General features: G+C 38.7%; 15 protein-coding genes. 6 read left to right on the plus strand and 9 right to left on the minus strand.

The annotated features are described in order from the left end of the window. Positions 1-54 precede the first annotated feature (54 nt). Positions 55-468 carry a helix-turn-helix domain-containing protein gene (locus EsVE80_RS12815; RefSeq protein WP_173104026.1) on the plus strand — a complete coding sequence of 138 codons (414 nt, stop codon included), beginning with the start codon at positions 55-57 and terminating at the stop codon, positions 466-468. On the opposite strand, the gene EsVE80_RS12820 is transcribed toward EsVE80_RS12815, so the two are convergent. From EsVE80_RS12820 to rpoB, 3 genes are all read right to left on the minus strand, one after another. Continuing rightward, complete coding sequence (locus EsVE80_RS12820) at positions 439-1,353, minus strand: PTS sugar transporter subunit IIB (protein WP_173104027.1); 915 nt, start codon at positions 1,351-1,353, stop codon at positions 439-441. The two genes, EsVE80_RS12815 and EsVE80_RS12820, sit on opposite strands and share 30 nt — an antisense overlap. A 153-nt stretch (positions 1,354-1,506) precedes the next feature. Further along, positions 1,507-5,157, minus strand: a complete 3,651-nt coding sequence (gene rpoC, locus EsVE80_RS12825) for a DNA-directed RNA polymerase subunit beta' (RefSeq protein WP_332107354.1) — start codon at positions 5,155-5,157, stop codon at positions 1,507-1,509. Between the two features lie 124 nt (positions 5,158-5,281). Beyond that, entirely contained in the window at positions 5,282-8,896 is a 3,615-nt protein-coding gene (gene rpoB, locus EsVE80_RS12830; RefSeq protein WP_173104029.1) for a DNA-directed RNA polymerase subunit beta, read from the minus strand. Between the two features lie 840 nt (positions 8,897-9,736). Between rpoB and EsVE80_RS12835 the strand changes: the two genes are divergently transcribed. Then, complete coding sequence (locus tag EsVE80_RS12835) at positions 9,737-10,699, plus strand: biotin--[acetyl-CoA-carboxylase] ligase (protein ID WP_173104030.1); 963 nt, start codon at positions 9,737-9,739, stop codon at positions 10,697-10,699. 132 nt (positions 10,700-10,831) lie between these two features. On the opposite strand, the gene menA is transcribed toward EsVE80_RS12835, so the two are convergent. From menA to EsVE80_RS12855, 4 genes are all read right to left on the minus strand, one after another. Then, positions 10,832-11,788 carry a 1,4-dihydroxy-2-naphthoate polyprenyltransferase gene (menA, locus tag EsVE80_RS12840; protein WP_173104031.1) on the minus strand — a complete coding sequence of 319 codons (957 nt, stop codon included), beginning with the start codon at positions 11,786-11,788 and terminating at the stop codon, positions 10,832-10,834. 151 nt (positions 11,789-11,939) lie between these two features. Then, on the minus strand, positions 11,940-13,022 hold the full coding sequence (locus EsVE80_RS12845; protein WP_173104032.1) for an FAD:protein FMN transferase: 1,083 nt from the start codon (positions 13,020-13,022) through the stop codon (positions 11,940-11,942). Between the two features lie 295 nt (positions 13,023-13,317). Continuing rightward, entirely contained in the window at positions 13,318-14,253 is a 936-nt protein-coding gene (gene pplA / locus EsVE80_RS12850; RefSeq protein ID WP_173104033.1) for an extracellular electron transfer flavoprotein PplA, read from the minus strand. A gap of 352 nt (positions 14,254-14,605) precedes the next feature. Beyond that, complete coding sequence (locus tag EsVE80_RS12855; protein ID WP_173104034.1) at positions 14,606-15,760, minus strand: peptidoglycan-binding protein; 1,155 nt, start codon at positions 15,758-15,760, stop codon at positions 14,606-14,608. 267 nt (positions 15,761-16,027) lie between these two features. Between EsVE80_RS12855 and EsVE80_RS12860 the strand changes: the two genes are divergently transcribed. The 4 genes from EsVE80_RS12860 (at position 16,028) to EsVE80_RS12875 (ending at position 20,450) form a co-directional block, all read left to right on the plus strand. Beyond that, positions 16,028-18,055, plus strand: coding sequence for an NAD(P)/FAD-dependent oxidoreductase (locus tag EsVE80_RS12860; RefSeq protein WP_173104035.1), 2,028 nt, complete (start codon positions 16,028-16,030; stop codon positions 18,053-18,055). 332 nt (positions 18,056-18,387) lie between these two features. Next, positions 18,388-18,807 (plus strand): NusG domain II-containing protein, encoded by a 420-nt coding sequence (locus EsVE80_RS12865; RefSeq protein ID WP_173104036.1) that lies wholly within the window; start codon positions 18,388-18,390, stop codon positions 18,805-18,807. A 16-nt stretch (positions 18,808-18,823) separates the two neighbouring features. Continuing rightward, positions 18,824-19,372 (plus strand): Gx transporter family protein, encoded by a 549-nt coding sequence (locus EsVE80_RS12870; protein ID WP_173104037.1) that lies wholly within the window; start codon positions 18,824-18,826, stop codon positions 19,370-19,372. 91 nt (positions 19,373-19,463) lie between these two features. Next, positions 19,464-20,450 carry a polyprenyl synthetase family protein gene (locus EsVE80_RS12875; protein ID WP_173104038.1) on the plus strand — a complete coding sequence of 329 codons (987 nt, stop codon included), beginning with the start codon at positions 19,464-19,466 and terminating at the stop codon, positions 20,448-20,450. A 151-nt stretch (positions 20,451-20,601) separates the two neighbouring features. Here the strand turns inward: EsVE80_RS12875 and EsVE80_RS12880 are convergent, their stop codons facing one another. Next, entirely contained in the window at positions 20,602-21,240 is a 639-nt protein-coding gene (locus EsVE80_RS12880; RefSeq protein WP_173104039.1) for a DUF2812 domain-containing protein, read from the minus strand. Next, positions 21,237-21,548 (minus strand): PadR family transcriptional regulator, encoded by a 312-nt coding sequence (locus tag EsVE80_RS12885; RefSeq protein WP_173104040.1) that lies wholly within the window; start codon positions 21,546-21,548, stop codon positions 21,237-21,239. The genes EsVE80_RS12880 and EsVE80_RS12885 overlap by 4 nt, the downstream gene beginning before the upstream one ends. Positions 21,549-21,683: the final 135 nt, after the last annotated feature.

Here is a 21,683-nt window from a genome sequence, read left to right on the forward strand (position 1 = left end):
TTCTTCTTTCTTGCTTTGTTTTACGTTAAAATAGACAGGAAAGGACGTGAGACAATGATTGATTTAAATCAAGTACTAACTTTCACCGAGGCAGCTCAAAAATGGGGATTAGCCAGTGGAAATAGTATTCGTCAAGCTGCTTTGCGGGGCAAATTTCATGAAAGTGAAGTGCGAAAAAGCGGTACCGTATGGCTTACAACTTATGATGCTATGGTACGTGTTTTTGGTGTACCATCACAACCAAGTTTTCAACTATCAATTCCTAATTTAACCAAAGGCTTACAACAAGATCGTAATTTACAATTAAGACAAATCCATGAATCTTTTAAAAACAAACAGCAACTGCAAATTACCGAACATATTTTAGGTAAAGAAAGGATTTTGTATTTGTTTCAACACGAAAAAGATTTTTTGCAGTGGTTAAAACTAACAGAACCTTCATTCCCACACGAAGATGTTCAAAAATGATTTCCTTTTCTTCATCTGGGGTGCTTCATACAAGGGAATGCTATTTTCTTTTGTTGCTTCAGTATAGTACGAAACTGACAATAAAAATTCAGTTACTCCTGCTTGATCTTTCAAACTAACTTCATTGAAAGTAGGCTGAAAAACTGGAATTTGATAATCATTAAACCATTTCAATTTCTTTTCAAAGCCCAATTTAGCAGCAGGCATGAGCCACAAACCATCTATTCGGCGAGCTACTTTGGCAAAGTCGGCTTCTTTCAATTGGCCACTACTGGCAAAAAGAACCCGCAATCCGACTTCTTTTTGAATGTCAAAATGATAGAGGCTCTCCAAACTATAAGATTGTACATGATAAAAGATTTCTTGGGCTTCCCATTGTTTAAAAAAGTACTGGAAATAACTGTCCTGGCTACTCCCTCCAATTATCATAATCTCAATATCTTTATCCTGGGCTTTCGTTGTCGCTACTATATCGGAATGATAAGCGCGTTTTTCATCTAGGACAATCAATTCGTCTAACAGTAAAGCGCAAGCCTCTTTTGTGTTCATGCGCCCAAAAATTTTCATTGGAATATCTTTGACAATTGTAGGAAAGCCCGCAAGTAAAGTTTTAATTTTAGCAGTCAAAAATCGAACTTGCGGCGCAACAAATACCACATCAAATAATTGGCCAAAGTCAAAAGCATTGTGATGAGCAATCGCGCCAATTCCCCCATAGACAAAGATTAAATCATACGCATTTCCATATTCTCGTTGTTGCTGAAAAACTGTCTCTACATCGGTAAAGACTGCCGTTAAATTCTGTTGCTGACTGATTTCATTTGCCATTTTCTGACAAAAAATACTAGACGTTCCACCGCCTGAACACCCTACATAAATAAACATTGAAGCGCCTCCTCTTTGTCACGAAATCGTTACAACGAGTATAGCATATTTTTTATATTTATTCTCTAAAAGCTTTTATCCCTATAAACCCACAAAATTTTTGGAAACTACAAAAAACCTTCCGCTATTTGCGGAAGGTTTTTTAATAATCTATTAGTCTTGATTGTTTAATGCATCTTCTGCCGCCATTTGGGCTTCGATGTCTGAAATACTATAAACATTTTCAGAAGCAACTGTAACTTCTTTTGGTTCCATATTGCGGTAACGAGCCATACCAGTACCAGCAGGAATGATTTTCCCGATAATAACATTTTCTTTCAAGCCTAGTAATGGATCACGTTTGCCACGGATAGCTGCATCTGTTAATACTCGTGTGGTTTCTTGGAATGACGCCGCAGATAAGAAACTATTTGTTTCTAGTGATGCTTTTGTAATCCCTAGTAACACTGGACGAGATGTCGCAGGCACGCCACCGGCAACCAATGTGTTGTAGTTTTGGTCTTTAAAGTCGGCAATATCTAGTAATGTACCTGGTAGAATCTCTGTATCACCTGGATCCATAACACGAACTTTACGTAACATTTGACGGACCATAACTTCAATATGTTTGTCGCCAATTTCTACCCCTTGCATACGATAAACACGTTGTACTTCTCGCAATAGGTAGTTTTCAACAGATAAAACATCACGAACTTGTAGTAATTGTTTTGGATCGATTGACCCTTCAGTTAGAGGTGCACCACGATGGATGTAATCTCCTTCTGCTACTTTCATACGGGCTGTATAAGGAACGGTATATGTCCGTGTATCAGTCGTACCCTTGATTGTCACTTCTTTGCTACGCGTTGCAGCATCTTCTGTAATTTCAATGACTTCACCTGTAACTTCGGTGATAACAGCTTGCCCTTTTGGATTACGGGCTTCAAAAATTTCTTGGACACGAGGTAAACCTTGGGTAATATCGTCCCCGGCAACCCCACCGGTATGGAATGTACGCATAGTTAACTGAGTACCTGGTTCACCGATTGATTGAGCAGCGATTGTACCAACTGCTTCACCAACTTCAACTTCAGCACCAGTTGCCAAATTACGGCCATAACAATGTTTACATACACCATGTTTTGTATTACATGTGAAGACAGAACGAATTGAAACAGTTTCAATTCCTGCATCGACGATTTGACGGGCAATATCTTCAGTGATGAGATCATCAGAACCGATAATCATTTCACCAGTTTCAGGATGAACAACAGATTTGCGTGTGTAACGTCCTACTAGACGTTCTTCTAGTGATTCAATAATTTCATTACCTTCACGAATTGCACTGATATCTAAACCACGATCAGTTCCACAATCTTCTTCACGAATGATAACATCTTGGGCTACGTCAACCAAACGACGAGTAAGATAACCGGAATCGGCAGTTTTCAAGGCGGTATCCGTCATCCCTTTACGGGCACCGTGAGTAGAGATAAACATTTCTAAGACCGATAGCCCTTCACGGAAGTTAGAGATGATCGGCAATTCCATAATCCGACCATTTGGAGCGGCCATCAAACCACGCATACCAGCAAGCTGGGTAAAGTTTGAGATGTTACCACGGGCACCAGAGTCACTCATCATGAAGATTGGGTTTTTCGCATCTAAAGATTCCATCAATTTTTGTTGAATTTCATCTTTGGCTGCATTCCAAACACCAATAACGCGTTCATAACGTTCATCATCTGTAATTAAACCGCGACGGAATTGTTTGGTAATAGTTTCTACTTGTTTGTGGGCTGCTTCGATAATGTCATGTTTTTCAGATAAAACCATGATATCGGCTATCCCTACTGTGATACCAGCATGAGTAGAGTGTTTATACCCTAAATCTTTCATGCGGTCCAACATTTTAGAAGTTTCTGTAACTTTGAAACGTTTGAAGACTTCCGCAATGATATTTCCTAGGTTTTTCTTCTTGAATGGTCCAACTAGTTCTTGTTCTTTGATGAAAGTTGGAATATCTGTTCCTGCATCCACAAAGTATTTATCAGGTGTTTGGATTGTCAAGTTAAAATCAGTTGGTTCGTTTAAGTAAGGAAATTCTGGTGGCATAATTGAGTTAAAAATAACTTTACCAACCGTTGTTACCATTAAACGATTTTTTTGTTCTTCAGTGAATGGTTTGTCGCCTAGAGTTCTTGGATTAACCGCAATCCGAGAGTGTAAATGCACATAGCCATTGCGCCATGCCGTGACAGCTTCATCCATATCACGGAAGATCATACCTTCGCCTTCACGACCATCTTCTTCCATCGTCAAGTAGTAGTTCCCTAAGACCATATCTTGAGAAGGGGTTACAACTGGTTTACCATCTTTTGGATTTAAGATATTTTGTGCCGCTAACATTAACATCCGCGCTTCTGCTTGTGCTTCGTCATTTAATGGTACGTGAACCGCCATTTGGTCACCATCGAAATCGGCATTGTAAGCTTCACACACTAATGGGTGCAAGCGGATTGCGCGACCTTCAACTAAAACTGGTTCAAAAGCTTGGATACCTAATCTGTGTAAAGTAGGTGCCCGGTTCAATAGGACAGGATGTTCTTTGATGACATCTTCTAAAACGTCCCAAACTTCATCTTCCATACGTTCGATTTTACGTTTTGCATTTTTGATGTTTGAGGCAATTTCTCTTTGAACCAATTCTTTCATAACAAATGGTTTGAACAATTCGATTGCCATTTCTTTTGGCAACCCACATTGATACATTTTTAAGAAAGGTCCAACAACAATAACGGAACGACCAGAGTAGTCAACACGTTTCCCTAGCAAGTTTTGACGGAAACGACCTTGTTTCCCTTTCAACATATGAGAAAGTGATTTCAATGGACGGTTACCAGGTCCTGTAACAGGACGACCACGACGACCATTATCAATCAAGGCATCAACGGCTTCTTGTAACATCCGTTTTTCATTTTGCACAATAATTGAAGGTGCATTTAAGTCCAACAAGCGTTTTAACCGGTTGTTCCGGTTAATCACACGACGGTACAAGTCATTTAAGTCACTCGTTGCAAAACGGCCACCTTCTAGTTGAACCATTGGACGTAAGTCTGGCGGAATTACAGGAATAACATCCATCACCATCCAGCTTGGTTTGTTGCCAGATTTGCGGAATGCTTCCAAAATATCCAAACGACGGATTGCCCGTGTCCGTTTTTGGCCGGAAGCTGTTTTTAATTCTTCTTTTAATTCAGCTGCTTCGCCATCTAAGTCAACGCTGTCTAACAATTGTTTGATTGCTTCAGCACCCATCGCAGCAGTGAATGTTTGACCGTATTGATCCCGTTTTTCACGGTATTCTCTTTCAGTCAATAATTGTTTTTTCTCTAATGAAGTATCGCCTGGATCGATTACGACATAAGAAGCGAAGTAAATCACTTCTTCTAATGCCCGTGGGCTCATATCTAAAACTAAGCCCATCCGTGATGGGATACCTTTGAAATACCAAATATGTGAAACCGGAGCAGCTAATTCGATGTGACCCATACGTTCACGACGTACTTTTGAGCGTGTTACTTCCACGCCACAACGGTCACAGACGATGCCTTTGTAACGGATGCGTTTGTACTTACCACAAGCACATTCCCAGTCTTTAGTAGGACCGAAAATGCGTTCGTCAAACAAACCTTCCCGTTCCGGTTTTAGCGTGCGGTAGTTGATGGTCTCAGGTTTTTTTACTTCCCCGTATGACCAGCTTCTGATTTTCTCAGGAGATGCCAGACCTATTTGCATGCTTTCGAATTTATTTACATCGATCAAAAGGGGTTCCCTCCATTTCATTTCTAGCGGGTTGCAACTGAATATAAACGTAAGCTTTTAAGGGAGTATTGACACTTTAACAGTCTGTGACTGAAAAGTGTCAAATGCTCCGTTAAATGAAAGCTTATTCTACGTCTTCTGCCGTTTCAATTTCTTGATTTAAATCTTCTTCTGCAGTTTTTTCTTCAGCAGCAGCTGCCTGTTCAACTTCTTTAGCAGATTGTTGTTCGGCGAATTTCGTCAAAGCATCTACTGTAATTAAATCATCATCATCGTCATCCATATCACGAAGTTCAATTTCTTCATCTTCGATATCAAGAACGCGCATATCTAAACCTAATGATTGTAATTCTTTCACTAATACGCGGAAGGATTCTGGTACACCAGGTTTTGGAATTGGTTCACCTTTAACGATTGCTTCGTATGTTTTCACACGACCCACAACGTCATCTGATTTGTAAGTCAAGATTTCTTGCAAGGTATAAGCTGCACCATAAGCTTCAAGCGCCCAAACTTCCATTTCCCCGAAACGTTGTCCACCAAACTGTGCTTTACCACCCAATGGTTGTTGCGTGACAAGTGAGTAAGGTCCAATTGAACGGGCATGCAATTTATCATCAACCATGTGGGCTAGTTTAATCATATACATAACCCCAACGGAGATTCGTCCATCAAATGGTTCACCAGTACGGCCATCGTAAAGAACAGTTTTAGCATCACTTGCCATACCTGCTTCTTTAACAGTTGCCCAAACATCTTCATCGTTAGCACCATCGAATACTGGTGTTGCAACGTGAATACCTAATTGACGGGCAGCCATTCCTAAGTGTAATTCCAATACTTGTCCGATATTCATCCGTGATGGCACCCCTAAAGGATTCAACATGATGTCAACCGGTGTGCCGTCTGGAAGATATGGCATATCTTCTTCTGGCATAATGCGGGATACAACCCCTTTGTTACCGTGACGACCGGCCATTTTATCTCCTTCATGGATTTTACGTTTTTGCACAATATAAACGCGCACTAACATATTAACCCCTGGTGATAATTCATCTCCGGCTTCACGGGTAAAGATTTTCACGTCGTGGACGATACCGCCACCGCCGTGAGGCACTCGAAGAGACGTGTCGCGAACTTCGCGGGCTTTTTCACCAAAGATAGCATGTAATAAACGTTCTTCAGCTGATAATTCCGTCACACCTTTTGGCGTAACTTTACCAACTAATAAGTCACCGTCTTTTACTTCAGCACCAATGCGGATAATCCCCATTTCGTCCAAGTTCTTCAATGCGTCTTCCCCAACGTTTGGAATTTCGCGGGTAATTTCTTCAGGTCCTAATTTTGTATCACGCGCTTCGGATTCGTATTCTTCAATGTGAATTGAAGTATAAACATCATCTTTCACCAAACGGCGGCTCATGATGATGGCATCTTCATAGTTGTAACCTTCCCAAGTCATGAAGGCAACCAAGACGTTTTGACCTAAGGCCATTTCACCGTTTTCCATAGAAGGTCCGTCAGCTAAGATATCGCCTTTTTCAACTTCCTCCCCTAGTTTTACTAATGGGCGTTGGTTGTAGCTAGTACCTGAGTTAGAACGACGGAATTTTGTAACCGAGTAAACATCTAATGCGCCATCTTCACGACGAACGCGAATTTCGGCTGCATCACAAAATTCAACGACACCTGGGTTTTTACATAATAAAGCAGCACCTGAGTCATGGGCTGATTTATATTCCATCCCAGTCCCAACCCATGGTGATTTAGGATTAATCAATGGCACAGCTTGACGCTGCATGTTGGCACCCATCAAAGCACGGTTGGAGTCATCGTTTTCTAAGAAAGGAATACATGCAGTCGCAACGGCAACTACTTGTTTTGGTGATACATCCATGTAATCAACTTTGTCAATGGTTACTTCTAAGTTTTCAGAAGTTGCACGGGCCATAACCAATTCTTCTTTAAACGTACCATCTTCATTTAATGGGCTGTTTGCTTGGGCAACAACGTAATGGTCTTCAATATCGGCTGTCAAATAGTCGATTTGATCAGTTACGCGGCCTGTCGCACGGTCCACGCGACGGTAAGGAGTTTCGATAAAGCCGTATTTATTTACTTTAGCGTAAGATGCCAAGCTATTGATCAACCCAATGTTTGGACCTTCAGGGGTTTCAATTGGACACATACGACCATAGTGAGAATAGTGAACATCTCGCACTTCATAACCCGCACGATCTCGAGTCAAACCACCAGGCCCTAAGGCTGATAGACGACGTTTATGAGTTAACTCACCTAATGGGTTTGTTTGGTCCATGAACTGTGACAACTGAGAAGAACCAAAGAATTCTTTGATACTTGCTACAACTGGACGAATATTAATTAATTGTTGTGGTGTTAATGTTTCGGTATCTTGAATTGACATCCGTTCACGTACCACACGTTCCATCCGAGCTAAACCAATCCGGAATTGATTTTGCAACAATTCCCCCACAGAACGAATACGACGGTTTCCTAAGTGATCAATATCGTCCACATTGCCGATACCTTCCATTAAGTTAAAGAAATAGCTCATAGCAGCAATGATATCTGCCGGACGCACTGTTTTTACAGAAGCATCTGGATAGCCATTACCAATCACATTTACTTCTCGTTCTGGATCTTTTGGTGAAAATACTTTAATCACTTGAACAGTCATTGGTTCTGTCACGACACCGTCTTCTGAAGGATAGTAAGTGACAGCATTTAAGCCATTTTCTAAGAAAGGTGCTAACTTGTCCATTTCTTGGTGAGACAAAACAGTCCCTTTTTCAACGATGATTTCGCCAGTTTCAGGATCAACCAAAGTTTCAGCTAATGTTAAGTTTAATAGACGTGTTTTCAGGTCTAATTTTTTATTTACTTTATAACGACCAACATTGGCAAGGTCGTAACGTTTTGGATCAAAAAAACGAGCGTTCAAAAGATTACGTGAACTGTCAGCAGTCTTTGGTTCCCCCGGACGTAGACGTTCATAAATATCTTTTAAGCCTTCTTCAGTACGAGAATCACTTGCGTTTTTATGCAAGTCTTTTTCGATTGTATTGCGTAATGATAAGCTTTCACCAAAAATTTCAAGAATTGTATCGTCTGAGCCAAAGCCTAATGCCCGAACCAATACTGTTAATGGAATTTTACGCGTACGGTCAATCCGTACATAGGAAATATCTTTGGCATCTGTTTCCATTTCCAACCATGCACCCCGGTTAGGAATAACAGTTGAACCAAAGCCTTCTTTACCATTTTTATCTACTTTACCGTGGAAATAAACACCTGGTGAACGTACCAACTGTGATACGATAACCCGTTCAGCACCGTTAATGATGAATGTACCTTGTTCAGTCATCAATGGGAAATCACCGAAGAAAACTTCTTGTGATTTAATTTCGCCAGTTTCCCGGTTTGTCAAACGCAACGTAACATGTAGTGGCGCAGAGTAGTTTGCATCATGCGCGCGAGCTTCTTCAACTGTGTACTTTGGTTCCTTTAAGTCGTAATCAACAAATTCCAGTGACAAATTACCGTTAAAATCATCAATTGGTAAGATGTCTTCAAACATCTCACGTAAACCTTCATCTAAAAACCATTGGTAAGAGTCGGTTTGAATTTCAATCAAATTCGGTAATTCCAATACTTCACTGATTCTAGCGTAACTTCTACGTTCGCGATGTTTCCCGTATTTTACTACGTGTCCAGCCAAGCTCTTCACCCCTCAAAAATTTCTTTCAAAAAGGCTATCCAAGTTTCGTTACAAAAAGATTACAAATATTAAAATTTCGTAACAAAAAGCATTTTTTGCGGCTTTTGGGCATAAAAAAAACCAAAAGATAGAACGTTCAAACTGACCTTTCTACTTTTGTTTTCCTATGGCAAAGCCGAAACGGACAATAGATCGTTCCTGCTTCCTTCTTTTCATCAGATAGTTTTTGCTCTGTCGATTATACAGACCAAATACTGTTTTGTCAATGGCTTTTCCCCATGTATATGGCTTTACTTAATAGTTTGTTAAAGATTCGATTTTTTATTTGATTCTTTTGATAATGATGAAATAAGTCCTTTCCTTTGAAAAAACTTAGGCGCCATTGTTCAATTATTAACAATTTTTTCGTGACTTTCTACAAAAAGTTATTGTTCAATAGAAACACTGAGGAAACTCGGTAAACTCACTAACATGAAGATGGAATTTCAATCAATTTTTTGACGTTTCGTCTTGAAAGTGAAGATTTTAAAATTTTACGGTACTAAAAATCAAATCTTTTATTGGAGTGTTTTGTATGGAGCGGATTAGCGGTCTCATTTTTTGGGTACCTGTACTGCTTTTTTTAATCATTGCCGCTTTTTTTGTGAAGTGGAATCGCCACAAAAGGATACTGGCTTTTTTGTTAATCATGATGTTATTCTTCTTCAGCCAAGTGTTGCACCACCGCCATTTTGAGTCTACTACTATTTTATTCATACGAATTAGCTGTCTTTTTGTTTCTTTTTTGGCATTAATCCTTTATCTTTTATATGACCATAAAAATAGATAGGAGGTTTTTTTTTGACCACAAAAGACCGCGTATTACAACTTTTAAAACAAAGTAATGCCACCTTATCAGGAGAAAAAATTGCCCAAGAGCTAGCTATTTCCCGCACAGCTGTCTGGAAAGCAATTAAAGAATTAGAAAAAGTTGGTTATACCTTTGATCATTTGAAAACGGGCTACCGTTACTTACCACAAGATCGCTTGGATGATATAGCCATTGCCGCTGGTTTACCTGATTTAGCAGTGGCGACAAAAGCTACTTCAGAATCAACAATGAAAGATGCCAAGCTTGCCCAAGTTAGTGGTATTAAAGCACCTTTTTTAGTCGTAGCCGATATGCAGACGGCGGCGCATGGCCGCTTTAATCGCCCATTTTTCGCGCAAAAAGGCGAAGGCATTTACATGAGTTTATTACTAACCCCTAACCAATCTTTTGCAGAATTGCCACAATATACTGTTTTAGCAGCAGTGGCTGTTTGCCAGGCGATTGAAAAATTAACGACCCGAAAACCACAAATCAAATGGGTTAATGATATTTATTTAGAAGGTCGTAAGATTTGCGGTATTCTTTCAGAAGCTCAAAGTGATTTTGAGTCTGGCATTATTTCTCATGTGATTATCGGTATGGGCTTGAACTTTGCTATTGCGCAGAAAGACTTTCCTAATGACTTGCAACAAAAAGCCACTTCCCTTTTTGCCGAAGGGGGTACGCCACCTTTTGAGCGCAATCAATTAATCAATGAAATTTGGCGGCACTTTTTTGATCTATTAGCGCAGTTACCCCAGCAAGATTTCTTAACTGAGTATCGCAAACGTTCTTTTGTTTTAGGACAAACTGTCAGTTTTACACAAGGTGGTAAAACGTATTCTGGTATCGCTAAAGATATTACCAATGAAGGGCAGCTAGTCGTCACTACACCACAAAAAACGTTTACCTTAAATTCTGGCGAAATTAGTCTCAGTTCCATTGGTGAATAACACGTTAACCAGATGAGTGAAACTTAATCACAGCAGCTATCAAAGAGCTCCTCTTATAAGTTAAACAAATAAGTTAAACAAAAAACTGCCCCATTGCATTATTTTGCAAAAAGGGCAGTTTTTATATTTTTACTAGCGCAGCCATTGCCAGATTAAAGATAAGCCTAGGCAAATAACATAGGCACTATTAAAGAGCACCATATTTTTCAGGGAATAAACAAAACTATGAGGTGCAGGCAATTCTTTTTTGTGGGCAAGTAAATTTTGGCGGATTTTTGGTAAAGTTAAAAAGACCAAAAGTAGCGGCCAAGAAAAGACTTGCAGTAAGACGCCAACCAAAATTGCCACGTAACTTATATACATCAAATACGAAAACAAGTGAATTCCGTGTTCGCGGCCAATGTAATAAACTAAAGTATAGCGATGGTTTTTAATATCTGTTTCCAAATCGCGCAAATTATTTGCCAACATGATATTGGCAATCGTACAAATTAAAGGTATTGCAGCTAACACAAGGGCTGCAATCAGCCAAAAATTCCCGTTAAAAGAGAATCTACCACTGGCAAAATCAACTTGTAAATACATCACTTTGCTACTCATGGTATTGATATAAACTACCATCGCGGTAATCCCCAACCCCATCGTTACGCCACTGAAAATCTCTCCTAGTGGCATCCGGGATAACGGGACCGGACCATAGGTGTAAAATACACCGATAAAACAGCACACCAAACCTAACACAAGCAATAACCAGCCTGTTTGATAGGCCAGAATAAAACCTAAAAGAGCCGCGGTTAAAATCATTCCCACAATCATTTGTCGCACCAATTTAGGCGACACGTTTTCCCGTCCAATCACATTTTCGTTAAACTTATAGGTTTGTGAATGGGCTTTTTCAAAATCCATGTAATTGTTAATCGCCGTTGTTGTCATATCAAAAATTATCATGGCAATAAAAAATAATAGCGTATACCCAAAATGAAATGAATGATAAAACGTAGCTGAAAACAGTGCCCCAACTAAGAAGGGGAAAACACTGGCAATTTTAGTCTTAATCTCCACGATTTCCAAAAATACTTTTAAAGACATACAACAAACTCCTTTTTGCATCTAAAAGGCGGCAATAAACAATTCAAAATAATAAGCCAAATTTAGCCGCAATTTCCCTAATTTTAGAAAACTGGTGCAAAATTTTGGCTTATCACCTATAACTAAACGCGTTTAGGACCGCCCCACCTTTTTATTTTAGTTCGCTACGATTTCCCATGGTATAACCAGAGTCTTTACCGATTTTAAAATTATCTTTAATTCCATCTGTGACGTAAACCTTGTCATCTTTCGTAACAAAAATTGCATCGCTGCCTTTTTCATGTTCTTCGATGAATTTCATTCCTTCTTTTACCCCCATAGCAAAAACAGAGGTCGACAAAGCATCGCCGTCAATGGATTTATTCGTAATAATAGATACTCCGGCAATATCGTTATCGTAAGGATAACCTGTTTTAGAATCAAAAATGTGGTGGTATTTTTTTCCATCCACTTCTAAGAAACGTTCATAAATACCAGAAGTTACAATGGTGCGGTTTTTTTCTTTGATGCTGCCGACAATGGAACCACGACTCTTATTGGGATCTTGAATTCCCACATTCCACGGGTCACTTGCTCCACGATTACTGTGTCCTAAGACATACACATTCCCACCTAAGTCAACAATTGCAGACGTTACACCTTTGTCTTTTAAAACTTTTACTACTTCATCTGTGATATAGCCTTTGGCAATCGCCCCAAGATCAATGATCATGCCTTTTTCTTCTAAATAAACTGTTTGATCGTTGTCATTAAATTTTACTTTGTGATAATCAATTTTTTGCAAAGCAGCGTCAATTTCACTTTGCGCAGGTTTTCTCGCATCGTCAAAGCCGATTCGCCATAATTGTGTAACTGCCCCAATTGTCATATTAAACGCTTCGTTTGTTTCTTTACTGTATTTGTAGGCTTCTTTTAACAGGTAATACATATCTGAAGTTACTTTCACCGGTTTTATGCCAGCTTCTTTATTAATCGCATCAATTTCAGATCCTTTTTGATTAATCGTAATTTTATCTGCCAATTCTTCCACCCGGTCAAAAGCCGGCTTTAAAGCAGCTTCTTTTCCTTCATCGTAAATTCGAATTCTCACGTATGTCCCCATCAGAAATTTTTCTTGGTAATAGGGTTCTTCCCGCAATTTTGTCGTCTTTTTATCACTGTCACCTTTACCACAAGCGGCTAAAAAGAAAATACCGATAAAAGTAACGAACAGCAGGCGCCAATATTTTTTCATGTTTTTTCCTCCTTAAAATCAACGATTACATCATAGCGGTTTTTGCCTTGTTTGCAAAGTCACAAGTTTATAAAAAACATAACCGTAATTTCTTCATGATTTGAAATAACTTAAATTAATAACTAATTTTTCCAGTAGAATTATTTTTGCCACTGGATAATATCGCGCTATTCTAAAATTTTATCCTAGTTCATTATTTTTAATCAAAAATTGCTCTTTTTATACCGATCGACTGCCACTACAACAAAAATCCCGACCACTTTTACAAGCAGTCGGGATTTCATAAAAGCCTAAATTATTCAGTCACAATGTTGTCAACTTCGATTGGAGTTGTGTCGCCTTTTTCAGCAGCATTGATTAATTGTTCAGCATAGATGATGAATGTGTGTGAACTGTGAGTTGCACCAGTTACAACGTCCATATCAGCAGGTGAACCGTCTTCTTTGCCCATTGCAGCTAAGAAGTTTTTATTCAAGTCTTCGATATATTCTTTAGGACCAACGCCAGATTTGTCTTTCATGTTCTTTTCATAGTCAGCGTCATCTTTTTTAGATTTGCCGTCTGCGTTTAAATTGTCGTAGTTAGATTCTGTAATTTTACCGTCTTTTACTACGATTGAAAAGTCAACGTGGTACCCGTTTTTGTCATTTTTTTCTTTCAATGCATAAGTGCCGTCTTTAAGTTGTGCACCATTGTCGATTTCAATTGTATCTGTTTTACCAGCTTGTGCAGCTTGGATTAATTGTTGTGCATAGTTTTGGAATGATTCAAATGAATGTGTCGCGCCAGTTACAACGTCCATGCTTGATGGATCTTGTGCTGCAACTAATTCTTCGTTGAATTTAGGAATAAATTCTTCTGGTGCAATACCTGCTTTGTCTTTCATTTGTTTGTTGTAGTCGGCATCTTCAGTTTTTGATTTGCCAGCTTCATTTACGTTGTCATATTTAGATTCTGTAATTTTACCGTCTTTTACAGTGATTTCAAAAGTAGCACGGTAGCCGTTTGAATAGTTCTTTTCTTCTAACTTGTAAGTACCGTCTTTCATTTCGCCACCAGCAATAACTTTAGCTGCTTCTTCTTTAGCTGCTGAAGATGATGCTGTTGTTTGTTCTGTTTTGGCAGATGAGCTTGCTTGGCTGTCGTCTTTGTTGTCTGGGCTACATGCACCTAATACTAAAGCAGAAAAAGCCAAGACTGTGAAACCTGCTACTAATTTTTTCGATTTCATTTTTTATTTCCCCTCTTCATTTCACTTATTCTTGTCACACACTAAGTATGTGATACATATTACATTGTAATAAAAGTTAGGTAAAAGTCAAACGTTTCCATGATTCTTCATGCATTAGAGGGTCTGTTACTGTATTCATCTTCCATTACTTTTCTTACTTTCGTTTCATTTTGAATTAAATTTCACATGAAAAATTTGCTATTTGCTTCTGATAGTAAAAGCTGACAATGTTGTGTCCTGACAACTATTGTTCTTTTTGTGTTCTTTAAAGTAAAAGTTATAACGCTGTTTATTTTTCACAAAAAAACTTCCAGTCTTAAGAGACTGGAAGTTCAAAAATTTTTATTTAAAATTATTCCGCAGCTTTTTTAGCAGCGTCTACGATAGCTTGCAAGTAACCAGCTGTATCAGCAAATGTTGCACCAGAAACAACATCAGAAACTTTACCGTCTTCGCCTTGACCTTTCAAGTCGCTAACAGCTTTTTCTAATTCTGCTACTGTCTTACCTTTTGCAAAGGCATCAACTGCATGAATATTTTCTTCCCATGTTTGTGTAGCTTTGGCATGGTCTTTCATCAATGCAGAGTATGCTTCATTGTTAGCATATTTAGAACCTAACACTTGGTTGTCTTTAATACCTTCACCAAAGGCAGCGTTTGAATTAGGTACACCACCAAAGTCTGCTGGATCAACGTATTGGAATTCGTCCACAAATGTTGCTGCTACTTTATCACCATCTAAAGCCACTGTGACTGTTGCAAATGATTGATCCCCGTGAGGTGCAGCTAAAATCATGGCTTCTTTCAAATCAGCATTGCTTGTTTTTTCACCAACAGAAACCATACCAGATTTAGCAGCGTCTACGATAGATTGTAAGTAACCTTTCGTGTCAGCAAATGTTGCACCAGAAACAACATCAGCAACTTTTGCATCTTTGCCTTGTGCTTCAAGATCTTTAACAGCTTTTTCTACTTCTGAAATTGTTTTGCCTTTAACAAAGTTTGTAATAGCAGTCATACTTGCATCCCAGGTTTGAGTTGCACCAGCATGATCTTTCATCATTGCGGAGTATGCTTCATTATTTTCTTCTTTTGCAACTAAAATATTGCCTTTCGGGAAGTTTTCGCCTAATTTACCGTCAGAATTTGGTACGCCTTTCCAGTCGTCCCCTTTTTCAACGTATTGGAATTCATCTAAGCGTGCAGAAATAATTTTGTCACCGTCTAATGTTACGTTAACAACTGCAAATGATTTGTCGCCATGAGGTGCTGTGTATAATTGACGCATAACAAGAGTACCTGCTCTTGGTACCTCTGCATTTTCAGTTTTTCCATCAGCAATTTTGACGTCAGCCTTTGCAGCTTTACTTGATGAAGTTGTTGTTTGTTCTGTTTTCGCAGATGAACTTGCTGCACTGTCATCTTTTTTGTCTGGACTGCAAGCGCCTAAAACTAAGGCAGAAAAAGTCAAGACTGTAAACCCTGCTACTAATTTCTTGTTTAACATGATATTTCCCCTTTTCATTCCACTTATTCTTCTCACGTAATAAATATGTGATGCACATTACATTGTAATTAAAGTGGGGTAAAAGTCAAACGTTTACAGCTTTGAGAAAAATTCACAATAATGGTCTATGTTCACAAGCTTATTTTCAGCTAAAAACCTCATTCTAATGAAGTTTTTAGGATAGACAAATAACATTCAAGTCTGTATAATGGTGTGGATTGTGTAATAATTATCATACTATTTTTATATTTTAAGGAGCGATTTTCAATGACAAAGAAAAACATTGTCGTTGTGGGTGCTGGTTACGCAGGTGTAGCCGCTACTAAATTCATGGCTAAGAAACTGAAAAAAGATGATGTGGAAATCACATTAATCGATCGTCATTCTTATCACACCATGATGACAGAACTACACGAAGTTGCCGGTGGCCGCGTGGAACCAACTGCAATTCAATATGACTTACAACGCTTGTTTGCCCGTAAGAAAAACGTCAAATTGGTAACAGACACCGTAGTTGGTATCGACAAAGAGCAAAAAGTTGTCAAAACACAAGCTGGTAGCTATTCATTTGATCACTTAATAATTGGTATGGGTGGCGAACCAAATGATTTTGGTACCCCTGGTGTCAAAGAACACGGCTTTACATTATGGTCTTTTGAAGATTCTGTCCGCATTCGCGAACACATCGAACACACTGTTGCCAAAGCAGCAATTGAACCAGATGCTGCAAAACGTAAAGCAATGCTTACTTTTGTTGTCTGTGGTTCTGGTTTTACCGGAATTGAGATGATTGGTGAATTAGTGGACTGGAAAGACCGCTTAGCTGAAGACTACAAATTAGATCCAAGCGAATTCACATTAAAAGTTGTAGAAGCAATGCCAACAATTTTAAACATGTTAAACCGTAACGATGCTAACAAAGCTGTTCGTTACTTGGAAAAGAAAAATGTTGAACTTGTTTTAAATGCGCCAATCGTGGAAGTCGATGCAGATCATATTAAATTAAAAGACGGCTCTACTATTCCAACACACACGTTAATCTGGACTGCTGGTGTCAAAGCAACTTCTGATGCAGCTGATTTTGGTTTAGAAGCCGCTCGTGGTAATCGTTTAGTGGCTAACGAATACATGGAAGCAAAAGGCTACGAAGATAAAAATATCTATATTATCGGGGATTTGGTTTACTACGAAGAACAACCAAATACACCAACACCACAAATCGTTCAAGCAGCTGAACAAACAGGTCACTGTGCAGCGGCAAACGTTGTATCTGCGATTAAAGGAGACGGCCAAAAACATAAATTCAAGAGTAACTATCAAGGATTCATGGTTTCTGTCGGTGCTAAATGGGGGGTTGCAGAATTATTCGGCAAAATCCATTTAAGTGGTTTCTTAGCAATTATTATGAAACACATCGTCAATTTGAAATACTTCTTTGATATTCGTTCTGGCTATTATATGTTCCAATACATGATGCACGAATTCTTCCACATTAAAGACGACCGCAACGTAACGCGAGGACACTCTTCTCGTTATGGTAATGTTTTGTGGAGTGTACCCTTACGCGTCTTTTACGGTTTAGTTTGGTTTATTGAAGCCTTCAAAAAAATCGTTGGTAATGGCGAAGTTTTAAAACCATCTACTTGGTTTGGTGAAGGTTCATGGTTTACTGGCAATTCTGTCTTCCCTTGGACGTGGGAATATGCTAAAGAAGCTGCAACCACAGCATCTTCTGGTGCGGATGCTGCTTCTGGTGCTTCTGCTACAGCTGCGACCACAGCGTCAAGTGTTGCAGATGCTGTAGGCGGTGCTTCTGCAACTGTTTCTTCTGGAGCAGCAGATGCTGCAACCAACGCGGCTTCTTCAGGTGGTGCAGAAGCGGCAGCTCATGCGGCACACTTTGGCTTAAGCTATGGTTACGGCGAACAACCAATGGCCGTTTTAGATAAAGCGCCAGATTGGTTTAGTAATATTATGAAAATAATGATGCCAAATATGGACGTTGCAATGTTCTTCCAAAAAATGATGGTCTTTGTTGAAATTGGGATTGCCCTTTGTTTAATGGCTGGTTTGTTCACTTGGTTAATGAGTGGAACAACAATCATTTTAGTTGCAATGTTTTGTATGTCTGGTATGTTTTACTGGGTTAATATTTGGTTTATCCCTGTTGCCTTTGCTTTAATGAATGGCTCTGGCCGTGCGGTTGGTTTAGACCGTTGGGTAATTCCATGGATTCAGAAAAAATTAGGTGGCTGGTGGTACGGCAAGCCGAAATCTCTTTACAACCAAAAATAGACTTGCTGTTAGGCATGTAAAAAAGACCCGGGCAGTTTTTGTCTGGGTCTTTTCTTAGTTACCGACTAACTTCCTATGTTAAAATAAAGGGCGGAACAAAAAGCGTTTAAAACTCACTTTACTTTCAAGTATTAAGCTAGCATTTTACTAAATTATTTTTCAAATTCTTTGAAATGTCGGCTTAATAGTTAGAAAGGTACTATAAAGGTAATCCTGTACTAAGCGGATATAATAATCCGCGCCTCCACTCTTTAAAAAATATCAGAAACTTGTATATTCGTGGGCTTTTGACACACGTGTTTAACGCTTGAAGACTTAGAAAGGTGATCTTTTTGAAACTAAAAGAATTCATTAAAGCCAGTAAATTAAAGCCGTGGGATTTCATTATCGTTATCATTTTGATTATTGCTTCTTTTACCCCGACACTTATTTTTGGCTTACAGCAAAGAGATACCCCTGTTACTACTAAAGTAGCTGTTTTACGAGTTGATGGTAAAGAAATTAAGTCCTTTAAACTTTTTAAAGGCCAAAAAGAAACTTATCGCTACGAAGATCCTGACGGTGATTATAATTTAATCGAAGTAAAAGACGATCAAATTCGCATCAAAGAAGCAAACTGTGGCGATCAAGTCTGTGTGCGCCGAGGGTGGGCGAAAGAAAACGGTGAAACTATCGTCTGTTTGCCTCATAAACTTGTCATTGAAGTCCAAGGTCAAAGTTCAGGAGGTGACGGTGACGATTTAATTTATTAAATTAAACGTCCTCAACATGAGTCGAACACAAAAAATGATTTATATTGCACTATTGGTCGCACAAGGTGTGGTCATTGGCTTAATTGAAAATATGATTCCTTATCCATTTGCCTTTGCCCCTGGCGCAAAACTTGGCTTAGCCAACTTAATTACCATTATCTCTCTTTTTACCATGCCAAAGCGTGACAGCTTCACCTTAGTTTGGATGCGTTTAATTCTAACAACGCTATTAGGCGGTACCCTTTCCACATTTCTTTATAGTATGAGTGGCGCTATGCTAAGTTATGCTGCAATGGCATTCTTACGGATGCTAGGTCCAAAACGTATCAGTATTATTGGCATTAGTGCTGCCGGCGGATTCATGCATAATGTTGGGCAACTAGTAACAGCTTCTTTTATTGCTCAATCGTGGACTGTCATGTTGTACTTACCAATTCTTTCTTTTTTTGGTATCTTATCTGGTATTGCTATTGGTATTGCTGCCAATTTCTTATTGCAGCGAGTCCAAACATTGCAAAAATTCCAAACTGCCTATGAACATGAAACCAACCAAAACTGGCGCTGAAACGTTCGTCTTTTATGCCGCTGGCCGGCAATAATAGTTAAAAAATTGAAGGACCTTATTTTTTGCCTTTTAAAACTTAAAGGAGAATTTTATGAAGTTACATCCTCTTTGGCAGGAATACCCTGCCTTACAACCTGAATTGCGTCAAACCTTGACGTTGATGGAAGATTCTATCAAGTTAAAAAACAAACCGGTCGCTGCTGCGATTTTAAGTATGATTCATTCGGGTGGTAAACTGTTACGTCCCGCTTATCAATTGTTATTTTCTCAGTTTGGTCCAGAACAAGATCGCAAAAAAGCCGTCTCTTTAGCTGCTTCCATTGAAATGTTACACACAGCAACTTTAGTCCATGATGACATCGTTGACCAAGCAGATCTACGCCGCGGTCTTCAAACAATTCGTTCTGAATTTGGTAATGCTGTAGCGGTTTATGCCGGTGATTTTCTTTTTGTCTGTTGTTTTAAATTAATGGCTGATTACGCCAGTTCTCTACGCAGCTTGCAAATTAATTCCCGTAGTATGGAAAAAATCTTGAACGGTGAATTAGGACAGATGGATACCCGTTATGCGACAGATGTGACGATTGCAGAATACTTGGAAAATATCTCTGGTAAAACCGCTGAATTATTCTCACTAAGCTGTTCTGTTGGAGCCCTAGAAAGTGGTACCAGCGAACGTTTTGCCAAAGAATGTGGGGATATTGGACAAAATATCGGAATGGCTTTTCAAATTATTGACGATATCTTAGACTATTCCGAAAACGTAACGACTATTGGTAAACCCGTCTTAGAAGACGTGCGCCAAGGGGTATACTCCCTGCCTTTACTTCTTGCCTTACAAAAAGCTCCGCAAAAATTCCTGCCACTTTTGGAAAAAAGAGCTACAATTACAGATGCAGAAGTTGAAACACTTTATGCTTATGTCCATGAATTTGGCGGTGTTGCGGCTGCTAAGGCATACGCAACAGAATACACTGATAAAGCCTTAAAAGGGATTAAAAAGTTGCCTAACAATGATTTAAATACTAAAAAAACATTATTACAATTAACGCAAACAATCTTAGACCGGAAAAATTAGCTGCTATTTTTAAAATAAACTGTAAAAAAAGCGTTGGCTTATTATAGCGCAATTTTTCTAAACAAAAAACGACGCAAAAGTTCAGGACCTGTCTCTTTTTAATAAGAGCAGTCAATGAATTTTTGCGTCGTTTTTTATAATGGTAAGATTCTTACTCGGTTAACTTCTCATACCGTTTTATGCGCCAATAAGAATTAAGGAAGATAACTAGAATGAAAATCAAAATAATCGGCACTATTAAATGACCCAAAATCCGCATAAAAGCAAAAGGAAATTCAAAGAAAAATGCCCGCCAAAATTCGCTTCCTGTCTTCTCCCAAAGACCTGGTGTTAAAAATTCTTTTTGCGGCTGCCATAAGACGGAAAGATCCGTGCTACTCATAAATAACCCAATATAAATTGGAACAAGAAAAGACAATGAGCCAAAGACACCTTTACGAATCCTTTTTTCCCGTTCAATCAAAGAGGGAATATCTGAAAACAATTGTAAATTTTGGCTACGATCACTGATAAAGTACTGCTGTCCGCTGTCGTAGCGACCAAAAATATGTTCCCAACCAGCATCTGTCATAAATTGCAGATATTCGGTGAAATCTTCTTTATTGGTAAATTTTCGATAATCAAATTGAATGACTTTATCAATATTGCTCACTTTTTTAAAATGATAAAAAATTCCACTACCAGTAATGTCAAAGAGCTGTAACCCTTCATCTAATTTACGATTCAGCCATGCTTCTTCTTTTTCTAACGAAAGAAACACCTTAAATTTTGTAATTGTGCGATTCATCATCTCTCCTCCATTTCTTCAAAAAGCCGTGTACAGTGCTTCATCCGATTTACTTCGTCTGTCAAAATCTTGCGACCATAATCGGTGATGTGGTAAATCTTTCTACGTTCTTCTGGTGGGGAAACTTGAACAATCATATTGGCTTTCAATAAATTTTCAATCGCACCGTACATAGTACCCGCAGCAATACGCACATTACCTAAACTTAACGCTTCAATTTTTTTAATCGCCAAATAACCATAAGTCGGTTCGGAAAAAACTAATAACAAATAAAAAATCGTTTCCGTTAGAGGTAATTGATCTGTCTTCATGAAGATGCTCCTTGTTTTTATATAGTTAAACTGTATAGTTAGACTATATAGTACCACTGTATAATATGCAAGAAAAAAATCACCGAATTTTTTCTTGTAAAAGAAATTCGGTGATTTTTTAATCATTTGCTACAA

It is taken from the genome of Enterococcus saigonensis (genome assembly GCF_011397115.1).
Lineage (GTDB): Bacteria > Bacillota > Bacilli > Lactobacillales > Enterococcaceae > Enterococcus_C > Enterococcus_C saigonensis.